19 protein-coding genes are annotated in these 17,387 nt (G+C 69.4%); 13 read left to right on the top strand and 6 right to left on the bottom strand.

From position 1 onward, the window contains the following. The first annotated feature begins 8 nt into the window (after positions 1–8). From ACZ5BU_RS10625 to ACZ5BU_RS10635, 3 genes are read left to right on the top strand one after another with little or no spacing between them, the layout of a single operon-like run. On the top strand, positions 9–623 hold the full coding sequence (locus tag ACZ5BU_RS10625; RefSeq protein WP_465697504.1) for a TetR/AcrR family transcriptional regulator: 615 nt from the start codon (positions 9–11) through the stop codon (positions 621–623). A 10-nt stretch (positions 624–633) separates the two neighbouring features. After that, complete coding sequence (gene pta / locus ACZ5BU_RS10630) at positions 634–2,715, top strand: phosphate acetyltransferase (RefSeq protein WP_465697506.1); 2,082 nt, start codon at positions 634–636, stop codon at positions 2,713–2,715. Continuing rightward, entirely contained in the window at positions 2,712–3,890 is a 1,179-nt protein-coding gene (locus tag ACZ5BU_RS10635) for an acetate/propionate family kinase (protein WP_465697508.1), read from the top strand. Before pta ends, ACZ5BU_RS10635 begins: the two co-directional genes overlap by 4 nt. Here ACZ5BU_RS10635 and ACZ5BU_RS10640 read toward each other — a convergent pair. Then, positions 3,860–5,530, bottom strand: a complete 1,671-nt coding sequence (locus tag ACZ5BU_RS10640; RefSeq protein ID WP_465697510.1) for a SulP family inorganic anion transporter — start codon at positions 5,528–5,530, stop codon at positions 3,860–3,862. The two genes, ACZ5BU_RS10635 and ACZ5BU_RS10640, sit on opposite strands and share 31 nt — an antisense overlap. A 91-nt stretch (positions 5,531–5,621) precedes the next feature. Here ACZ5BU_RS10640 and ACZ5BU_RS10645 point away from each other — a divergent pair, with 91 nt between their 5' ends. After that, the gene (locus ACZ5BU_RS10645; protein WP_465697512.1) at positions 5,622–6,068 is read left to right on the top strand and encodes a pyridoxamine 5'-phosphate oxidase family protein; all 447 of its coding nucleotides are present in this window, start codon (positions 5,622–5,624) and stop codon (positions 6,066–6,068) included. A gap of 62 nt (positions 6,069–6,130) precedes the next feature. After that, positions 6,131–6,583 (top strand): GyrI-like domain-containing protein, encoded by a 453-nt coding sequence (locus ACZ5BU_RS10650; RefSeq protein ID WP_465697514.1) that lies wholly within the window; start codon positions 6,131–6,133, stop codon positions 6,581–6,583. A 20-nt stretch (positions 6,584–6,603) separates the two neighbouring features. Here ACZ5BU_RS10650 and ACZ5BU_RS10655 read toward each other — a convergent pair whose 3' ends face one another. The 3 genes from ACZ5BU_RS10655 to ACZ5BU_RS10665 are packed head-to-tail and all read right to left on the bottom strand — an operon-like array spanning position 6,604 to position 9,763. Then, positions 6,604–7,413: an amino acid-binding protein gene (locus ACZ5BU_RS10655; RefSeq protein WP_465697516.1), complete on the bottom strand. Its 810-nt coding sequence runs from the start codon at positions 7,411–7,413 to the stop codon at positions 6,604–6,606. Positions 7,414–7,470: 57 nt separating this feature from the next. Further along, positions 7,471–8,667 (bottom strand): L-2-hydroxyglutarate oxidase, encoded by a 1,197-nt coding sequence (gene lhgO, locus ACZ5BU_RS10660; RefSeq protein ID WP_465697518.1) that lies wholly within the window; start codon positions 8,665–8,667, stop codon positions 7,471–7,473. A gap of 37 nt (positions 8,668–8,704) precedes the next feature. Beyond that, positions 8,705–9,763, bottom strand: a complete 1,059-nt coding sequence (locus tag ACZ5BU_RS10665) for a substrate-binding domain-containing protein (protein ID WP_465697521.1) — start codon at positions 9,761–9,763, stop codon at positions 8,705–8,707. A gap of 99 nt (positions 9,764–9,862) precedes the next feature. On the opposite strand from ACZ5BU_RS10665, the gene ACZ5BU_RS10670 reads away from it, so the two are divergent. The 8 genes from ACZ5BU_RS10670 (at position 9,863) to ACZ5BU_RS10705 (ending at position 16,422) form a co-directional block, all read left to right on the top strand. Further along, positions 9,863–10,246 carry a MarR family winged helix-turn-helix transcriptional regulator gene (locus ACZ5BU_RS10670; protein ID WP_465697523.1) on the top strand — a complete coding sequence of 128 codons (384 nt, stop codon included), beginning with the start codon at positions 9,863–9,865 and terminating at the stop codon, positions 10,244–10,246. 103 nt (positions 10,247–10,349) lie between these two features. Next, positions 10,350–11,990, top strand: coding sequence for a hypothetical protein (locus tag ACZ5BU_RS10675; RefSeq protein WP_465697525.1), 1,641 nt, complete (start codon positions 10,350–10,352; stop codon positions 11,988–11,990). Next, the gene (locus ACZ5BU_RS10680; RefSeq protein ID WP_465697527.1) at positions 11,987–12,289 is read left to right on the top strand and encodes an urease subunit gamma; all 303 of its coding nucleotides are present in this window, start codon (positions 11,987–11,989) and stop codon (positions 12,287–12,289) included. The genes ACZ5BU_RS10675 and ACZ5BU_RS10680 overlap by 4 nt, the downstream gene beginning before the upstream one ends. A gap of 9 nt (positions 12,290–12,298) precedes the next feature. Then, positions 12,299–12,610, top strand: a complete 312-nt coding sequence (gene ureB / locus ACZ5BU_RS10685; RefSeq protein ID WP_465697529.1) for an urease subunit beta — start codon at positions 12,299–12,301, stop codon at positions 12,608–12,610. Further along, positions 12,603–14,306, top strand: coding sequence for an urease subunit alpha (locus ACZ5BU_RS10690; protein ID WP_465697531.1), 1,704 nt, complete (start codon positions 12,603–12,605; stop codon positions 14,304–14,306). Before ureB ends, ACZ5BU_RS10690 begins: the two co-directional genes overlap by 8 nt. After that, complete coding sequence (locus ACZ5BU_RS10695) at positions 14,306–15,064, top strand: urease accessory protein UreF (protein ID WP_465697533.1); 759 nt, start codon at positions 14,306–14,308, stop codon at positions 15,062–15,064. The genes ACZ5BU_RS10690 and ACZ5BU_RS10695 overlap by 1 nt, the downstream gene beginning before the upstream one ends. Beyond that, complete coding sequence (gene ureG, locus ACZ5BU_RS10700; protein WP_465697535.1) at positions 15,057–15,758, top strand: urease accessory protein UreG; 702 nt, start codon at positions 15,057–15,059, stop codon at positions 15,756–15,758. The genes ACZ5BU_RS10695 and ureG overlap by 8 nt, the downstream gene beginning before the upstream one ends. Then, positions 15,742–16,422, top strand: coding sequence for an urease accessory protein UreD (locus ACZ5BU_RS10705; RefSeq protein ID WP_465697537.1), 681 nt, complete (start codon positions 15,742–15,744; stop codon positions 16,420–16,422). Before ureG ends, ACZ5BU_RS10705 begins: the two co-directional genes overlap by 17 nt. Here the strand turns inward: ACZ5BU_RS10705 and ACZ5BU_RS10710 are convergent. Both ACZ5BU_RS10710 and ACZ5BU_RS10715 read right to left on the bottom strand, forming a co-directional pair. Continuing rightward, positions 16,406–17,053, bottom strand: a complete 648-nt coding sequence (locus ACZ5BU_RS10710) for a GAP family protein (protein WP_465697539.1) — start codon at positions 17,051–17,053, stop codon at positions 16,406–16,408. The two genes, ACZ5BU_RS10705 and ACZ5BU_RS10710, sit on opposite strands and share 17 nt — an antisense overlap. Before the next feature lie 8 nt (positions 17,054–17,061). Next, positions 17,062–17,292 (bottom strand): hypothetical protein, encoded by a 231-nt coding sequence (locus ACZ5BU_RS10715; protein ID WP_465697541.1) that lies wholly within the window; start codon positions 17,290–17,292, stop codon positions 17,062–17,064. Between the last annotated feature and the right edge of the window lie 95 nt (positions 17,293–17,387).

Genomic DNA, 17,387 nt, shown 5'->3' on the forward strand with positions numbered 1-17,387 from the left:
TTGGCGGTATGACCACTCGGCTGACGAAGAAGGGCCAGGCGACCCGCGAGCGGATCGTGGCGGCCGCGGCACAGTTGATGCTGGAGCAGAGCGTCGCGCGGACGACGATCGAGGACATCCAGGCGGCCGCTGGGGTGAGCCCGTCGCAGCTGTACCACTACTTCCCGGGCAAGGACGCACTGGTGTCGGCGGTGATCGACCACCAGACGACGCGGACGCTCGACATCCATCACGACTGTCTGGACAGCCTGGACTCGATCGACGCTCTCGGTCACTGGCGCGACCTGATGATCGGGACGCTGACCGAGATGCAGTGCATCGGTGGGTGCCCACTCGGGTCGCTCGCGAGTGACCTGTCCGAGAGCGACCCGGTCGCGCGCGTACAGCTCGCCGGCGCGTTCGCGCAGTGGCAGGAGCTGATCCGCGTCGGGCTGGCCGACATGCAGTCCCGCGGGGAGTTGGCCGCCGACGCTGATCCGGGTCAGCTGGCGGTCGCGATGCTGGCCGCCGTACAGGGTGGGCTGCTGCTGAGTCAGGTGAGCCGCGACCCCGCACCCCTCCGGATCGCGGTCGACACGATGATCGACCACCTGCACGCGTTGACCCGACCCGCGGTTCCGTAGGGTTCGGGCTATGGGTAGCAGTGTCTACGTTGCTTCTGTGGAGGGGACCACCGGGAAGTCGACGGTGGCGTTGGGGGTCCTGCATCAGCTGTCGCGGCGGGTCGGACGGGTGGCGGTGTTCCGGCCGATCGTGCGCGCCGACACGGCCACGCACGGCGGGCGGGACTACGTTCTCGATCTGCTGATCTCGCAGGACGCGGTCGAGCAGTCGTACGAGGACGGGGTCGGCGTGACGTACGACGCCGTACACGCCGACCCTGATGCGGCGCTGGACACGATCGTGCAGCGGTACCACGCGGTGGCCGAGAAGGCCGACGCGGTGGTGATCGTCGGGAGCGACTTCACCGACGTCGGTACGCCGACCGAGTTCTCGTTCAACGCGAAGGTCGCGGCGAATCTCGGCGCGCCGGTGCTGCTCGTGCTGAACGGGTTCGACCGGACACCGCACGACGTACGGGCGATTGCCGACATGGCCGTCGTTGAGCTGGCGGCCAACCACGGCTCCCTGTTCGCAGTCATCGTCAACCGGGTGGACGACGGCGAGGGCGCGGAGTTGGTTGCGGCGTTGGAGGGGATCGGGGCGCCGGCGTTCGCGATTCCTGAGGAGCCGGTGCTGAACCAGCCGCTGGTCGCGGACCTGCTCGCGCCGATCGGCGGCCGGCTGCTCAGCGGCGATCCGCAGCTGCTGACCCGCGAGGTCACCGGGCTGATGATCGCCGGCATGACGATGCCGAACGTGCTCGACCGGCTCTTCGACGGCGCCGCGGTGGTCACCGCCGGCGACCGTCCCGAGGTCGTGCTCGGTGTCGTGATGGCGCACGCCTCCCGCACGTTCCCGCAGATCGCCGCGATCGTCCTCAACGGCGGCTTCGAACTCCCCAACCAGGTGCAACGCCTGATCGAAGGGCTCGGCGTCACCCTCCCGCTCATCGAGACCGGCCTCGGCACCCAGGCCACGTCCGCCAAACTCACCGCGGTCCGCGGCCGCCTGACCAAGGACGCGCCCCGCAAGATCGACACCGCGCTCGCGCTCTTCGACCAGTACGTCGACGGCCCGGCGCTCCTCGACCAGCTCGCCCTCGCCCGGAGCAGCGCGGTCACCCCGCTCATGTTCGAGCACCGACTGGCCGACCGAGCCGTCTCGGATCGCCGGCACATCGTGCTGCCGGAGGGCGAGGAGGAGCGGATCCTGCGCGCGGCCGACGTACTGCTCCGCCGTGGTGTCGCGGACCTGACACTGCTCGGCGATCCGACCACGATCAGCCAGAAGGCTGCGACGCTCGGCGTGGACGTCAACGCGGCAACCGTCGTACATCCTGAACACAGCGAGCTGACCGAACGGTTCGCAGCCGAGTACCACCGGCTGCGGCAGCACCGTGGCGTCGACCTCGACCGGGCCCGTGAGCTGGTCCGCGACGTGTCGTACTTCGGCACGATGATGGTGCAGCTGGGGCTCGCGGACGGGATGGTGTCCGGCGCCGTGCACACCACCGCGCACACGATCCGCCCGGCCCTCGAAGTGGTGAAGACCGTGCCGGACGTCTCCGTGGTGTCGTCGGTGTTCTTCATGTGCCTGGAGAACCAGGTCCTGGTGTACGGCGACTGCGCGGTGAACCCGGACCCGAACGCGGAACAGCTCGCGGACATCGCGATCTCGTCGGCCGCGACCGCCGCCGCGTTCGGGGTCGAGCCGCGGGTCGCGATGCTGTCGTACTCGACCGGCTCGTCCGGTACCGGTACCGACGTCGAAAAGGTGTCCAAGGCAACCACCATCGTCCGCGAACGCGCACCGGAACTGCTGGTCGAGGGCCCGATCCAGTACGACGCCGCGATCGACGCGGCGGTGGCGCGGACCAAACTCCCCGACTCCCCCGTCGCCGGGAAGGCGACGGTGTTCGTGTTCCCGGACCTGAACACCGGCAACAACACCTACAAGGCGGTGCAACGCTCGGCGAACGCCGTCGCGGTCGGCCCGGTGCTGCAGGGCCTGCGCAAACCGGTGAACGACCTGTCCCGCGGAGCGACGGTCCGCGACATCATCAACACGGTCGCGATCACCGCGATCCAGGCGCAGCAGGGCGGCACCCGATGAGTGAACACGTACTGGTCATCAACGCTGGGTCGTCGTCCTTGAAGTACAGCCTGGTCGATGCGGCGACGGGTGAGGCGGCGGCGACCGGCCTGGTAGAGCGGATCGGCGAGGAACAGAGCCATCACGTGCACAACGGCTACGAGGATGATCAGCCGGTCGCGGATCACGAAGCTGCGCTGGAGGCCGCGGTCCAGGCCTTCGAGAAGCACGGGCCTTCGCTGTCTGACGTCGACATCGTGGCCGTCGGGCATCGCGTCGTCCACGGTGGTGACCGGTTCGCGGCACCGGCGCTGGTGGACGACGAGCTGATCGCGGCGGTGACGGACCTGGTTCCGCTGGCGCCGCTGCACAATCCGGCGAACCTCGAGGGGATCGAGGTCGCGCGCCGGCTGTTCCCGGACCTCCCGCACGTCGCGGTCTTCGACACCGCGTTCCACCAGACGTTGCCGCCGTACGCATACACGTACGCCGTGCCGACGGCGTGGCTCGACGACTACGGCATCCGGCGGTACGGGTTCCACGGCACGTCGCACGCATTCGTGTCGGCCACGGCGGCGGGCGTGCTCGGGCGAGAGCCCGAAGACGCCAACCTGATCGTGCTGCACCTCGGCAACGGCTGCTCCGCGACCGCAGTCCGGGGCGGGAAGTCGGTCGACACCTCGATGGGGTTCACGCCGCTGGAGGGGCTGGTGATGGGGACCCGGTCGGGCGATCTCGACCCGGCGATCCACGGGCATCTCGCCCGGGTCGCGGGCCGGACCGCCGAACAGACCGACCGCGCTCTGAACTCGGAGTCCGGGCTCAAGGGCCTGACCGGCGCGAACGACTTCCGCGAGGTACTGCGGCTGCGCGCCGACGGTGACGAGCGGGCGAAGCTGGCGTTCGACCTGTACTGCTACCGGCTGAAGAAGTACATCGGCGCGTACTACGCCGTGCTCGGGACCGTCGACGCGATCGTGTTCACCGCGGGCGTCGGCCAGCACTCCGCGGAGGCGCGCGCCGCCGCGGTCGCCGGCCTCGAAGGACTCGGCATCCACCTCGATCCGGCCCGCAACGCCGACCCGTCCGGCCAGGTCGTGTCCACCGACGACAGCCCGGTCAAAGTGTTGGTCATCCCAACGAACGAGGAATGGGAGATCGCGCGTCAGTCGGTCGCGGTCCTGGCCGCTCGCTGAAACGCCTCGACCGCGGTCGGAAGCGTGTAGAAGACCCGGTCCGGCCCTAACCGGTCGAGGAAGCCGGCCGCCTGCAGGTCGTCGCGGAGCTCCTGTTTGACGCGGGCCAGCGCGAGCACGATGCCGCGGTCCTCGAGCTCGTCGTGCAGGGCCTCGAGCGCGTCGATCGCGGTGACGTCGATGCCGACGTTCGCCTCGGTGTTCAGCAGCAACCACCGCACCGGGGCGGTCGCCGCGTCGACGGCGGCAAGTGCGCGGCGGTGGAAGTCCTCGGCGTTCGCGAAGAACAGCGGCGAGTCGTACCGGTACACGACCAGCCCCGGTACCGGCCGCGCGTTCGGGTAGTCGTCGATGTCGTGCATCCCCGCGATCCCCGGTACGTACCCGAGGATGCCGTCGTGCGGGCGGGCGACGCGGCGCAGTACGTCGAGCACGGACAGCGCGACCGCGACGAGGACGCCGTACAGGACGTCGAACGCGACCACGCCGACGGTCGTGGCCAGCGCCAGCAAGAACTCGCTCCGGCGGAACACGGCGATCCGGCGGAACTCGCCCAGCTCGATCAGGCGTACGGCGGCGTACACGACGAGGGCGCCGAGGGCCGGGATCGGGAAGGCCTCGAGCAGCGGACCGGCGAACAGCAGCGTGGCGACGATCGCCAGCGCGGCGACCAGCGAGTACACCTGACTCTTCGCGCGGGACGCCTCGGCGAGCGCCGTACGGCTGCCGCTGCTGCTGATCGGGAAGCCGCGGACCGCACCGGCCGTGAGGTTGGCGAGCCCTAGTACGAGCAGCTCACGACCGGGATCGGTACGGCCGCCGCCGCGGGTCGCGAACGCGCGGCCGGTCAGTACGGTGTCGGTGTAGCCGACGAGCGCGACGCCGACGGCAGGCAGCGCCAGGATGCCCACGTCGTGTGCGGTGATCGTCGGCACGTGCGGAACCGGCAGACCGCTCGGCACCGAGCCGACCAGCGCCACTCCCCTGTGGCCCAACTGGGCCGCCCACGTCACCAGGGCCGCAAGAGCAACGACCACGAGCGGGCCGGGCAGCCGCGGTGTCCAACGCGCCAGCGCGAACAACAGCACCAGCGCGACCACGGACATCAGCACCGGCGCGAGTTTCCATTGCCCTGACAATTTCAGCGCGGAGAGGATTTCTGCCGGCGGTGAGTCGCCTCTCACCGGGGCTCCGGTGAGACGGCCAAGCTGGCCGGTCATCATGATCACCGCGATCCCGGTCAGGTACCCGACCAGCACCGGTTTCGACAGCAGATCCGCCAGGAAGCCGAGCCGCGCAGCCCAGCCGACCACGCAGATCACGCCGACGAGCAGGGCGAGTACGGCGGCCAGCGCGGCGTACCGCGCCGGATCCCCCGCGGCCAGCGGCCCAACCGCCGTCGCCGTCAACAATGCGGTCGTGGACTCTGGACCGAGCGACAGTAGCCGGGACGACCCGAGCAGGAAGTAGACCACCAGCGGCCCGAGCGCGACCCACAACCCGGCCACCGCGGGCAGGCCTGCCAGCTGCGCGTACGCCATCACCTGAGGCACGAAGTACGCGGCGACCGTCAGCCCGGCAACCACGTCGTACCGCAGCCAGCCGCGCTGGTACTGCCGCAGCGCCTCGACTCCAGACATTCGTCACCCCCGGTCCCGTCCTCGGAGTATCTCAACCGAGAGAGGACTTTCGGCCCTACTGCGGCCCGCCGCGTCACGCGACCGTTGAGTTGTGGACACCTACGGAGCGGTACAACAGTTCGACCGATCACGGCTGCGGATACTCAGCCCGGCCGAATGTTTGCAGCTGCTCGGGTCGGTTCCGCTCGGCCGGCTGGTCTACACGTACGCGGGTCTGCCCGCGATCCGGTTGGTCAACTTCGTGCTCGACGACGACACGATCGTGTTCAGTACCGGGCAGGGCGAGAAGTTCCGGGCCGCCGAGCGGGGCGACGTGGTCGCGTTCGAGGCGGACGACATGGACATCGAACGGCACCTCGGGTGGACCGTGACCGCGATCGGGCACCTGTCCGTCGTCACGGGCGACGAGGAGCCGGCGTTACGCCGTACGTTGGCCCTGCACTCGTGGATGCCGATGGACGAGCCGCGGCTGGTCCGCCTCGGCATCGAGTCCGTCCAGGGGCGCCGGCTGGTGCCCTGGGGCCAGCGGCCCCGATGACATTGGCTCCAGCCTGCCCGCCACACGATCCGCGTCGTACATTGAATGTTGGTGACTCCGACATGCCCCAGGTCAGATTCCACAACGCTGAACCGACCGCTGTCCGCCGGACCGTGCTCGTCCCCGAGCAGCTGGCGGACTGGGTCCCCTCGGCCTGCGTGACCGTCGCCGAGCACCTGCGCCACCACGGCATCGCCCCGGCCGGGTACCCGTTCGCCCGCTGGCACCCGCTCCCGGACGGCGCGGTCGAGGCCGAGGCGGGCTTCCCGGTCGCGGCGCCGATCGCCGGCGGTGAAACGGTCGAACCGTCGATGCTCCCGGCCGGTCCGGTCCTCGCGGTCCGGCACACCGACCCGCACGAGAAGCTGGCCGAGACGTACCACGTCGTCGACGACTGGCTCGACTCCGAACACGCGACCGCGACCGGCGACAGCTGGGAGGTCTACCACGACCTCCCGACCTGCGACCACGTCGGCATCCGCATCGAGATCGTCCAGCCGATCACCTTCAACTGAATCGACACGGAGAACGTGGCTCAGCGGCTGATGGTCTGTGCGGCCTCGGCCAGCTCGGCCAAGCGGTGTGCTCGCGCCGACTCGGCCGGTGTGAACGGCTCTCCCGGCCGGCTGAACACGAACAACCCGGTCCACGGCGACGGAACCTTCAGCACGTCACCGGGCAGCTGGGCCGCCAGCGCCGCGCGGTCCGTCACCAGCTGCGCGCCGAGCAGCTCAGCGACCGCGTGCGGCAGCTCGGCCGGATCCGCGACAACCCGTGCCGAGAGGCTCAACGCCTTGGTCTGACCGTCCACCAACGCCAAAGCCGTCGTCGGCCAGACATGCGTGTCACGTCCGCCGGCCGCCTTCAATGCGGCCTCCAGGTCGGACGCGGTGAGGTCGTCCGGCGTCGAGACGACCAGCTCGTCCCGTACGCCGTCGTCGATCGGGTGGACGTGCAGCCCGAGGATGTTCGCGTCGAGTACAGCGAGCCGCCGGGTCACGCTCTCGAGCGAACCGGCCCGGTCGTCGAGGGTCACGCGGATCCGCCACAACGTGCCGATCCCCTGCCGCGGCCGGATCCTGGGCGCGTGCAGCCAGGTTGACAACAATCGCATTGTCGACGGTTCTACGACCCAGATCACCAGCGCCGTCGTCACACTCGCGAGGACCGCGACGGAGATCAGGTACGGCGGATGCGCGGCCAATACCACCGCGTGCAGGGCCAGCTCAACCGGCGCGATCGCGACGAGTTTCGCCAGCGTCAGGCGGAGGCGGCGCGGGTGGGGCAGCCGTCCACATACGTCACAGGCCGTTCCGCCGGTGAGCGTCGTACGCAACGATTCCATGCCGCCAACGATCCCAGGCTCAGATTGCCCAGGTGTTGCACAGCTGTGAAATCAGGTTCAGTGCTGAACATCGAGGCAGAGTTCCTCGGCGATCCGGTCGCCGATCACCAGGCAGGCGGTCGCGGCGGGCGAGGGGGCGTTGAGGACGTGCAGCGCGCGGCCGTCGCGCAGGAACAGGAAGTCGTCGACGAGCTTGCCGTCCCGGGTCACCGCCTGCGCGCGGACGCCGGCGCCGGATCGCCGTACGTCGGAAACCTGCAGCTCCGGGAGCATCCGCCGCGCCTCCTTCACCAGGGCGCGACCGGTGAGCGACCGGGCGATCTCCTTGGCACCGGTGCGGCCGTACCGGCGGGCCAGGCGCCACGAGCCGCGGTACGTCGCCGACTCCCACACGTCCCGCGGGACGATCTTGCCCCACGAGTACCCCTCGCGGGCCAGGGCCGGTACGGCGTTGGGCCCGATGTGGACGGTGCCGTCGATCCCGCGGGTCAGGTGTACGCCGAGGAACGGCAGGTCCGGGTCGGGCACCGGGTAGACGAGGCCCTTCACCAGGTCCGCGCGCTCCGGGACCAGCTCGCTGAACTCACCGCGGAACGGGAGGATGCGCACCCCCGGTTCGAGCCCGGACGCCCGCGCGATCCGGTCGCTGTGCAGGCCCGCACACACCGCGACGCGGTCGGCCTCGATGATTTCGTCGGTCGTCCGGACGCGGACAGTCGTCGCGTTCTCGACAGCCGTCACGCAGACGCCGGTACGGATCTCGCCGCCGGCGGCGCGGACGTCGTCGGCGAGCGCGGCCGCGACGAGCCTGTAGTCGACGCGGCCGGTCGAGTCGACCGCGAGCGCTCCTTTCACGCGGAGATGCGGTTCGCGTTCGGCGACCTCGTCAAGAGTCAGGTGCCGGACCGGGACGCCGTTCTCGCGGCCGATCCCGTACAGCCGGTCAAGCTGCGACAGCTCCGCTTCGGTGGTCGCGACGACCAGCTTGCCCGGTACGTCGAGCGGGATGCCCTTCTCGGCGCAGTACTCGCGCAGCACCGCGCCGCCCTCCACCGCGAACCGGGCCTTGAGCGAGCCGGGGCGGTAGTACAGGCCGGAGTGGACGACGCCGGAGTTGTGGCCGGTTTGGTGAGCGCCGACAGCGGGCTCCTTCTCGAGTACGACGACCCGCGTACCGGGGTCGCGCCGCTGCAGGCTCCGCGCCACCGCGAGCCCAACGATCCCACCGCCAACGACCACCGCAGTCCTCGTCACGTGTCAGAAGAGCGGTGAGGTGCGGTCAGAAATACACCTAGGCAAGGTACGCGATCTGTTCCTCGATCCGGAACTCGAGACCCTCCGCGACCGCGAGGTACACGTCCTGGTCGACCAGGTTGCCGTCCAGCCTCAGCAGCCCGCGCGGGCTGTCGTAGAAGTGCCCCGTCGGCAGCCCGGCCGACATCGCGATCGACCCGCTCACCTCACCGAGCCGGGCGAGGAACCGGATCGCCTCGTAACACGACTCACCCACCGCGTTCAGCGCCGGCGCGAACGCACCGAAGCGGGCGTAGTACTGCCGGGCGAACTCGCTCCCCTCGACGGTCGCCAGCTTGTCGAAGTACGCCGCGGCCGCGTAAACGCCGTGGTTCGCGCCCGACCCCGCGCCGAGCAGCGTGTTCTCCTCGATCGCCGTGCTCAGCCGGAGCAACCGCTCACTCAACCCGCCGGCCGCGAACTGCCGGTTGAAGTGCACCGCGTCCTGCCCCATCAGCAACATGATCACCCCGTCGGCGTCCGTTGCCCGAAGCCCGTCCAGCACGTCCCGGAAGTCCGACGTACCGAGCGGAACGTACGCCGAACCAACGATCTCCGAACCCGTTCCCTGCAAGGCTTCCCGGGCCACCGACCCAGTCACCCGCGGATAGACGTAATCGTTGCCGACGACAACCCACCGCCGCGCACCGCGGTGCTCGCGCAACCAGTGCGTTGCCGGTAGCAACTGGTTGACCGGCCGCTCGCCGAGCATGAACACCCCCGGCGTGTCGTCCCCGCCTTCGTGCATCGCGGCGAACGCGTACACCACCCGGCCGCCGATCCGCCGGGTCAGCGCGACTCGTACCGCCGAGATGTGCCACCCCGCGACCGCCTCGACCAGCCCGGCGTCGACCAGCCGCCCGACCTCCTCGGCGACGACCTCGGGCGCGCGGCCGGCATCGACCTGGACGAGCTCCACCGGCCGCCCGGCGATCCCGTTGCCCGCGTTCAGCTGCTCGACGGCGAGCTGCCCGCAGGCGAGACAGGACGGACCGTAGATCCCGGTCGGCCCCTGCCGCGGCACCACGAAGGCGATCCGGAGTACGTCGGTACGCACGATCGCCTCCTCAGGTCCCGGACAGTCTGACCGAATCGGAGGCGGATCTGCGAGCGAAGAGCTATATTTCCCAGCACCTGAACCGAGGAGGGGTCCGGCGTGCTGCTGTTGCTGAAGCGGATCGAGCGGCGGCTCGAGCTCGGTCTGCAGCCGCTGCTGGACGAGTTCGGGCTGACCATCGAGCAGTGGCGGATCATGGCCGCGCTGCGTGCCGAGCCCGGCCAGCCGATGTCGGTCCTCGCCGAGTCCGCCGTACTGCCGGCCGCCAGCCTCACCCGGCACGTGGACAAACTCGTCGAGCGCGGCCTGGTCCTGCGCCGCATCCACCCGGACGACAAACGCCGGATCGTCACCGCCCTGTCCCCCGTCGGCGGCACGGTCGCCGAGCGGCTCAGCGCCGTCCAGCAGGAGCTCGAGGCGGACGTGGCGAAGTACTTCCAGATGGAAATACACGAACGTAGCGACTCGGCAACACGCCGGTAACACGGCGTTCCTAGGTTCCTTCCATTCGGGTGCATCCCCCGCCGGCAGCGTCGCCGGCCTGCCGGAGCACCGCTCGCCCGAAGGTGCCGCAGGAGTTCCGCTCATGACTGTTGAACCCTCGCTCGACGACCGCACCACCACCGCCTCACCGACACCGACCACCGCGACCCGCGAGACCCTGGAGGACTACACCCTCCGGTTCGCGCCGCGCAGCTACCGGAAATGGTCGACCGGCGTGGTCGCCGTCTCGGCCCTCGGCGGGATCGCGTACCTCGCCGACTTCGCGATCGGCGCGAACATCGGGATCTCGTACGGGACCACGAACGCGCTGTGGGGTATCGCGATCTTCGCCGTGGTGATCTTCGCGACCGGCCTGCCGCTCGCGTACTACGCCGCGCGGTACAACATCGACCTCGACCTGATCACCCGCGGCAGCGGCTTCGGGTACTACGGCTCGGTCGTCACCAACGTGATCTTCGCGTCGTTCACGTTCATCTTCTTCGCGCTCGAAGGCTCGATCATGGCGCAGGGCCTGCACCTCGGGCTGCACGTACCACTGTGGCTCGGGTACGCCGTGTCGACACTGGTGATCTTCCCGCTGGTGATCTACGGGATGAAGGTGCTGTCCACGCTGCAGGTGTGGACGACGCCGCTCTGGCTGATCCTGATGGTGCTGCCGTTCTGCTACCTGCTCATCTCGCACCCGTCGTCGGTGTCGACGTTCTTCTCGTACGGCCCGGACGCGAACTTCGGCTCGATGCTGCTGGCGGCCGGCGTGTGCCTGTCGCTGATCGCGCAGATCGCCGAGCAGATCGACTACCTGCGGTTCATGCCGCCGAAGACACCGGAGAACTCGCGCCGGTGGTGGACCGCCGTGCTGCTCGCCGGTCCGGGGTGGGTGATCTTCGGCGCTCTGAAGCAGGTGATCGGCTTGTTCCTCGCGGTCTACATCATCGCCCAGGTCGACGGCGGTACGGCGATCGCGAACCAGCCGGTGCACCAGTTCCTGGAGATCTACCGCGGCTTCCTGCCCGGGTGGCTGGCGATGACGCTGGCCGTCGTCCTCGTGGTGATCAGCCAGGTGAAGATCAACGTGACCAACGCGTACTCCGGTTCGCTGGCCTGGACGAACTCCTACACCCGGCTGACCCGGCACTACCCCGGCCGGCTGGTGTTCCTCGGGTTCAACCTGGTGATCGCGCTGGTGCTGATGGAGGCGAACATGTTCGACTTCCTGAACACCATCCTCGGGTTCTACGCGAACTGCGGGATGGCGTGGATCGTGGTGGTCGCGTCGGACATCGTGTTCAACAAGTACCTGCTGGGGTTGTCCCCCAAGGCGCCGGAGTTCCGGCGGGGCATGTTGTACGCCGTGAACCCGGTCGGGTTCGTGTCGATGGCGGTCGCGGCCGGGGTGTCGATCGTGGTGTTCTTCGGCGGCCTCGGGTCGGGGATCAAGCCGTACTCCCCACTCGTCGCGATCGGACTGGCTCTCGTACTGCCGCCGGTGATCGCCGTCGTCACGCGCGGCAAGTACTACCTACGCCGGGAGGACGACGGGTTGGACCTGCCGATGTACGACGAGTACGGGAACCCGAGCGGCGAGGTGCTGACCTGCCACGTGTGCCGGCAAGAGTACGAGCGCCCCGACATGACCGCCTGCGAAACCCACACCGCCGCCGTCTGCTCGTTGTGCCTCAGCACAGACAAGGTGTCCGACCACGTTCTACCGTTGCCATCGTGAACTTCACTCCAGCTGATGTCGAGAAGCTGCTGCTCTCCGTGGCCGGCATGGTCGCTCGCGACCGGCTGGCACGGGGGGTGCTGCTGAACCACCCGGAGGCGGTGGCGTTGCTGAGCACCTGGGTGATCGAGAGGGCGCGTGAGGGTGCCCGCGTCCCCGACCTGATGGAAAGCGGACGGACAGTCCTCAGCCGGGAGCAGGTGATGCCCGGGGTCGCGGAGCTGCTCCATGACGTACAGGTCGAGGCGACGTTCCCGGACGGACGGAAGCTTGTCACCATCCATGATCCGATCATCTGAGGGAGAGCTATGAGTGCTCCGGGTGAGATTCGCGTTCGTCCTGGGACCATCACGCTGAACGCGGATCGGTCGGAGGAAGAACGGTTGCGGCTGGTGATCGTGAACACCGGTGACCGGCCGATCCAGATCGGTTCGCATCTGCATCTGCCGGATGCCAATGCGGCGCTGTCGTTCGATCGTGAAGCGGCACGGGGGTTTCGGCTGGACGTACCGTCCGGGACGTCGCAGCGCTTCGAACCCGGGGCGTCACGCGAGGTGGATCTGGTGGCGCTGAGAGGCAACCGCCGGGTGCCGGGGATCCAGGTGAAGCACGATGGTTGAGATTTCGCGGGCGGCTTACGCAGCCTTGTACGGGCCGACTGTTGGGGATCAGGTGCGGCTCGGAGACACCGACTTGTGGGTGGAAGTCGAGCAGGACCTCACCGTGGGTGGTGAGGAGGTGGTGTTCGGCGGCGGCAAGTCGATCCGGGAGTCGATGGCGCAGGGTACGGCGACCCGCGCGGACGGGGCGCCGGACACCGTGATCACGAACGTGCTCGTGGTCGACTGGTGGGGCATCGTCCGGGCGGACGTCGGCATCCGCGACGGGCGGATCGTGGCGCTCGGCCGGGCCGGGAACCCCGACATCGCGGACGGCGTCCACCCGGACCTGCGGATCGGCCCGTCGACGGACGTGATCGCGGGCGAGGGGCGGATCCTCACCGCGGGGGCGATCGACTCGCACGTACACCTGCTGTCGCCGTCGCAGCTGCACGAAGCGCTCGCGACCGGGATCACCACGGTCGTCGGCGGCGGTACCGGTCCGAGCGAGGGGTCGAAGGCGACCACGGTCACCCCGGGCGCGTGGCACCTGCAGCAGATGCATCGCGCGCTGGACGCCGTACCGCTCAACATCCTCCTGCTCGGCAAGGGCAACACCGTCAGCGCGGAGGCGCTCGCCGAGCAGGCGCTCGCGGGTGCCGCCGGGTACAAGGTGCACGAGGACTGGGGGTCTACCCCGGCCGCGATCGACTCGGCCCTGCGTGCCGCGGACGAGTGGGGTCTGCAGGTCGCGCTGCACGCGGACAGCCTGAACGAGGCCGGGTACGTCGAATCCACGCTCAACGCGATCGCCGGCCGCGGGATCCACGCGTTCCACGTCGAAGGCGCGGGCGGCGGCCACGCACCGGACATCCTGTCGATCGCGTCGTACCCGCACGTCATCCCCGGCTCGACGAACCCGACGCTGCCGCACACCGTGAACACGGTCGCCGAGCACCTCGACATGCTGATGGTCTGCCACCACCTCAGCCCCGACGTACCGGAGGACCTCGCGTTCGCGGAGTCCCGGATCCGCGCGACCACGATCGCGGCCGAGGACATCCTGCACGACCTCGGCGCGCTCTCGGTCACCTCGTCGGACGCGCAGGCGATGGGCCGGATCGGCGAGGTGATCACCCGGACCTGGCAGGTCGCGCACGTGATGAAGCACCGCCGCGGATCGCTCGGCGACGCGCTGCCCGCGGACAACGAGCGGGTCCGGCGGTACGTCGCGAAGTACACGATCAACCCGGCGATTGCCCACGGCATCGATCACGTGGTCGGCTCGGTCGAGGTGGGGAAGCTCGCCGACCTGACGCTCTGGGACCCGCGGTACTTCGGGTTCCGCCCGAGCCTGGTGATCAAAGGTGGCGCGATCGCCTGGGCCGCGCTCGGCGACCCGAACGCGTCGATCCCGACGCCCCAGCCGGTGCTGATGCGGCCCGCGTTCGGCGATGCGATCGGAGCGGATGTCTCGTGCACGTTCGTGTCGCCGGCCGCGCTGGAGGACGGGCTGGCGGAGCGGCTCGGGTTGCGGCGGCAGCTGCTGGGCGTACGGCCGACGCGTGGGGTCACGAAGGCGGACCTGAAGAACAACGACGCGTTGCCGGCGATCGACATCGATCCGGAGACGTTCGCGATCAAGGTCGACGGCGACCTGGTCGAGCCCGCGCCGGCCGACGTACTGCCGCTTGCCCAGCTGTACGCGATGTTCTGATGAGCGCAGCCGAGCTGGTCGCACTGATGCTGGCCGACGGACGCCTACCCACCGGCGGCCACACCCAGTCCGCCGGTCTCGAACCCGCGGTCCGCGCCGGCCTAGGTGCCGACGGCAACCACCTGGAGGACGTCGCGGAGTACGCCCGCGACCGCCTCCGAACAGTCACCCGGCTCGAGGCGGCCACCGCCGTGGTCACCCGCCACGTCGTCCTCCACCCACGGTCCGCCTTCGGTTCGTCGAGTCGTGGATTATGGCTCGAAAATCGAGCAAATCACGACCAGAATCCACGACTCGACGAAGTGTCCGGGGCGGAGTGGGTGGAGCGGGCTTGGGCGGCTCGGGTCCCTAGTCAGGTGTTGCGGGGGGTGGCTCGGCGGCAGGGGCGGTTGTTGCTCAGGTTGGCGCAGCGGGTGTGGCCCGAGGTTTCGCGGTACCTGCCGGAGGATGGGGAGGTGCCGCGCGCGATCGTGCTCGGGGTAGTTGCCGCGGTCAACGGGTTGCCGGCGGAGCAGCTCGCCCGGATCGTCGCGTACGAGGATGCGCAGACCGTCGTGTCCGCCTCGCTGAAACTCCTCCCGGTCGACCCGGCCGACGCTGCGAGCTGGCTCGCCGGACTGCACGACGACATCGAGCGGCTCGTCAAGGACGTCGCGCCGCTCACCGAACCGGACACGATCCCCGCCGACGGTGCGCCGTTGATCGACGTGTTCGCCCACCAGCACGCGACCGAAAGAATGAGGTTGTTCCATGCCTGAGACCCGTTCGTTCCGCCTCGGTGTCGCCGGACCGGTCGGTACCGGCAAGAGCTCGCTGATCGCGACCGTCTGCCGCGAGCTGTCCGCGGAGCTCCGGCTCGGCGTGATCACCAACGACATCTACACCGACGAGGACGCCCGTCTGCTCAAGGCGGCCGGCGTCCTCGACCCGGAACGGATCCGCGCGGTGGAGACCGGCGCCTGCCCGCACACCGCGATCCGCGACGACGTCACGCCGAACCTGATCGCGGTCGAGGACCTCGAACGCGACTTCGCCCCGCTCGACGTGGTCCTGGTCGAGTCCGGCGGCGACAACCTGACCGCGACCTTCTCCCCCGCGCTCGTCGACGCGCAGATCTTCGTCCTCGACGTGGCCGGCGGCGGCGACGTCGCGCGCAAGGGCGGACCCGGGATCGCGCGGGCAGATCTTCTGATTGTCAACAAAACTGATCTCGCGCCGTACGTCGAGGTCGACGTCGAGCAGATGGTGAAGGACGCCGAACAAGCCCGCGACGGCAAACCGGTGATCGCCCTGTCCCGGAAGGACCCGGCATCGGTGCGGCGCCTGACGGAGTGGGTCCGCGAGATGCGGTACGCCGTACACGCCGGTGACCACACGCCCGTCGATCCCGGGCCGATGGCGCCGCATTCGCACACCGGTGAGAACGGCGAGCTCATTGTCCACACGCATTGAGGTCGTCGCCGACCCGGTCCGGGACCGCTGCCTGCTGACGACCGGCCACCTCTCACCACGTCAGCTTCCCGGTCGCCCGGGGGTCGTACAGGTCGCGCTGGTCCAGGCCGGGGCGTTGCTGCTCGCCGGCGACGAAGTACGTATCGAGATCGCTGTGCAGGGCCCAGTGCGACTGGAGATCGTGGAGACCGCCGGAACCGTTGCCTACGGCATGCGTGGCGGTTCCGCGCGCTGGGACGTCGACATCGACCTCGCCGACGGCGCGAGCCTCCACTGGTACGCCGAACCGTTCGTCGTCTCCGCCGGCGCCGACGTCACCCGTACGACAACCACTCGCCTCACCACCGGGTGCACCGCCCACCTGCGCGAATCCCTCGTCCTGGGCCGTCACGGCGAACAAGGCGGCACCCTCCACACCACAACCCGCGCGTGGCAAGACGACGACCTGCTGCTCGCCGAAGACCTCGACCTCTCCCCCGAAGCCCGCACCGGCTGGGCAGTCCTCGGCTCGGCCCGCTGCCTCGACACCGTGACCACGCTCGGCTTCCGGTTACCCGACGACCCGCAGACCCTGCAGCTCGAAGGTACCGGCTCGATCGCCCGCCGCCTGGTCCACGAGCAACACCAAAGCACCCTGGACCAGGGGCTCACAGGGACTCGCTGATCAGAACGACGGCGAGGACGAGAAGTATCGCCGCGGTGATGACGTTGAGGTTGGTGAGGAGCCAGGTTTCCAGGGACTTCAGGGCAGGAGTGGCCTTGTCCACACCGATCAGCATCACGATCGGCAGTGGGAGAAGGACTGTCAGGGAGGCCGTGGTGACGAAGACGGCGACGGCCGCGATCACGGATCCGGTCGACAGGTCGGCCGCGCCGAGGTAGCTGCCGGCGCTCAGGACGAGGGGCAGGTTCTTGAGGTTCGCGAGGGCCGCGATCGCGCCGGTGAGTACCAGGCCCGCACCGGAGAGCGTCGAGATCCGGTCGAAGATCGCCGGTCGCGGCGGCGGTGCCCCACGGGCCGGACGCTGACGCCAGTACCGGACTGCCAGGACGGCGAACAAGACACCGACTGCCAGCCGAAGGACGTCACGCACCGCATTCTCGGTGTCCTCGGCGACGGTGTCCGTCAGCGTCGCGACGATTGCGGTCGCGATCGCCAAGGCGACGTACCAGCCGGCCGCGAAGCTGACCCCGGCGCGGACCGGGCGGGTGGACATCAGCATCAGCAGGATGCACACCAGCGGCACCGGGCTCAGGGCGATCGCCAGTGCTTGCGGAAGGACCGCGCCGGCCACCTGACCATTCACTCGGGTCGCTCGGGTTCGGGCTGTTGGGTGGACGGGACCTGCAGAACCTCGACGATGCTGACCCCGAGCATGTCGAGGTGGTTCAGGATGCCGGCCAGGGCGGCCTGGTCGGCCAGGTATCCGTGCAGGACGGTTTGCGCGGGCTCCGGATCGGCGGTCAGGGTCGGGAAGGCGTCGGTCAGGTCGCGCGACAACGTCCCCTTCACCCGGATGACGTAGTGGCCCATGGAACGCCCCTTTCCCGGCGCGACCCGACTCTCCTGCAAAGGACGCCGTCCGGCATCCCCCGGGCCGTGGGATGCCGACCGCGCCTGCGGCCAGC

This window comes from Kribbella sp. NPDC031520, assembly GCF_055580825.1.

What these genes read in the sequence shown, in the direction of transcription:
- ACZ5BU_RS10625 (WP_465697504.1), top strand. Translation starts at nt 9, where the DNA reads ATGACCACTCGGCTGACGAAGAAGGGCCAGGCGACCCGCGAGCGGATC.
- pta (WP_465697506.1), top strand. Translation starts at nt 634, where the DNA reads ATGGGTAGCAGTGTCTACGTTGCTTCTGTGGAGGGGACCACCGGGAAG.
- ACZ5BU_RS10635 (WP_465697508.1), top strand. Translation starts at nt 2,712, where the DNA reads ATGAGTGAACACGTACTGGTCATCAACGCTGGGTCGTCGTCCTTGAAG.
- ACZ5BU_RS10640 (WP_465697510.1), bottom strand. Translation starts at nt 5,530, where the DNA reads ATGTCTGGAGTCGAGGCGCTGCGGCAGTACCAGCGCGGCTGGCTGCGG.
- ACZ5BU_RS10650 (WP_465697514.1), top strand. Translation starts at nt 6,131, where the DNA reads ATGCCCCAGGTCAGATTCCACAACGCTGAACCGACCGCTGTCCGCCGG.
- ACZ5BU_RS10655 (WP_465697516.1), bottom strand. Translation starts at nt 7,413, where the DNA reads ATGGAATCGTTGCGTACGACGCTCACCGGCGGAACGGCCTGTGACGTA.
- ACZ5BU_RS10675 (WP_465697525.1), top strand. Translation starts at nt 10,350, where the DNA reads ATGACTGTTGAACCCTCGCTCGACGACCGCACCACCACCGCCTCACCG.
- ureB (WP_465697529.1), top strand. Translation starts at nt 12,299, where the DNA reads ATGAGTGCTCCGGGTGAGATTCGCGTTCGTCCTGGGACCATCACGCTG.
- ACZ5BU_RS10690 (WP_465697531.1), top strand. Translation starts at nt 12,603, where the DNA reads ATGGTTGAGATTTCGCGGGCGGCTTACGCAGCCTTGTACGGGCCGACT.
- ACZ5BU_RS10695 (WP_465697533.1), top strand. Translation starts at nt 14,306, where the DNA reads ATGAGCGCAGCCGAGCTGGTCGCACTGATGCTGGCCGACGGACGCCTA.
- ureG (WP_465697535.1), top strand. Translation starts at nt 15,057, where the DNA reads ATGCCTGAGACCCGTTCGTTCCGCCTCGGTGTCGCCGGACCGGTCGGT.
- ACZ5BU_RS10715 (WP_465697541.1), bottom strand. Translation starts at nt 17,292, where the DNA reads ATGGGCCACTACGTCATCCGGGTGAAGGGGACGTTGTCGCGCGACCTG.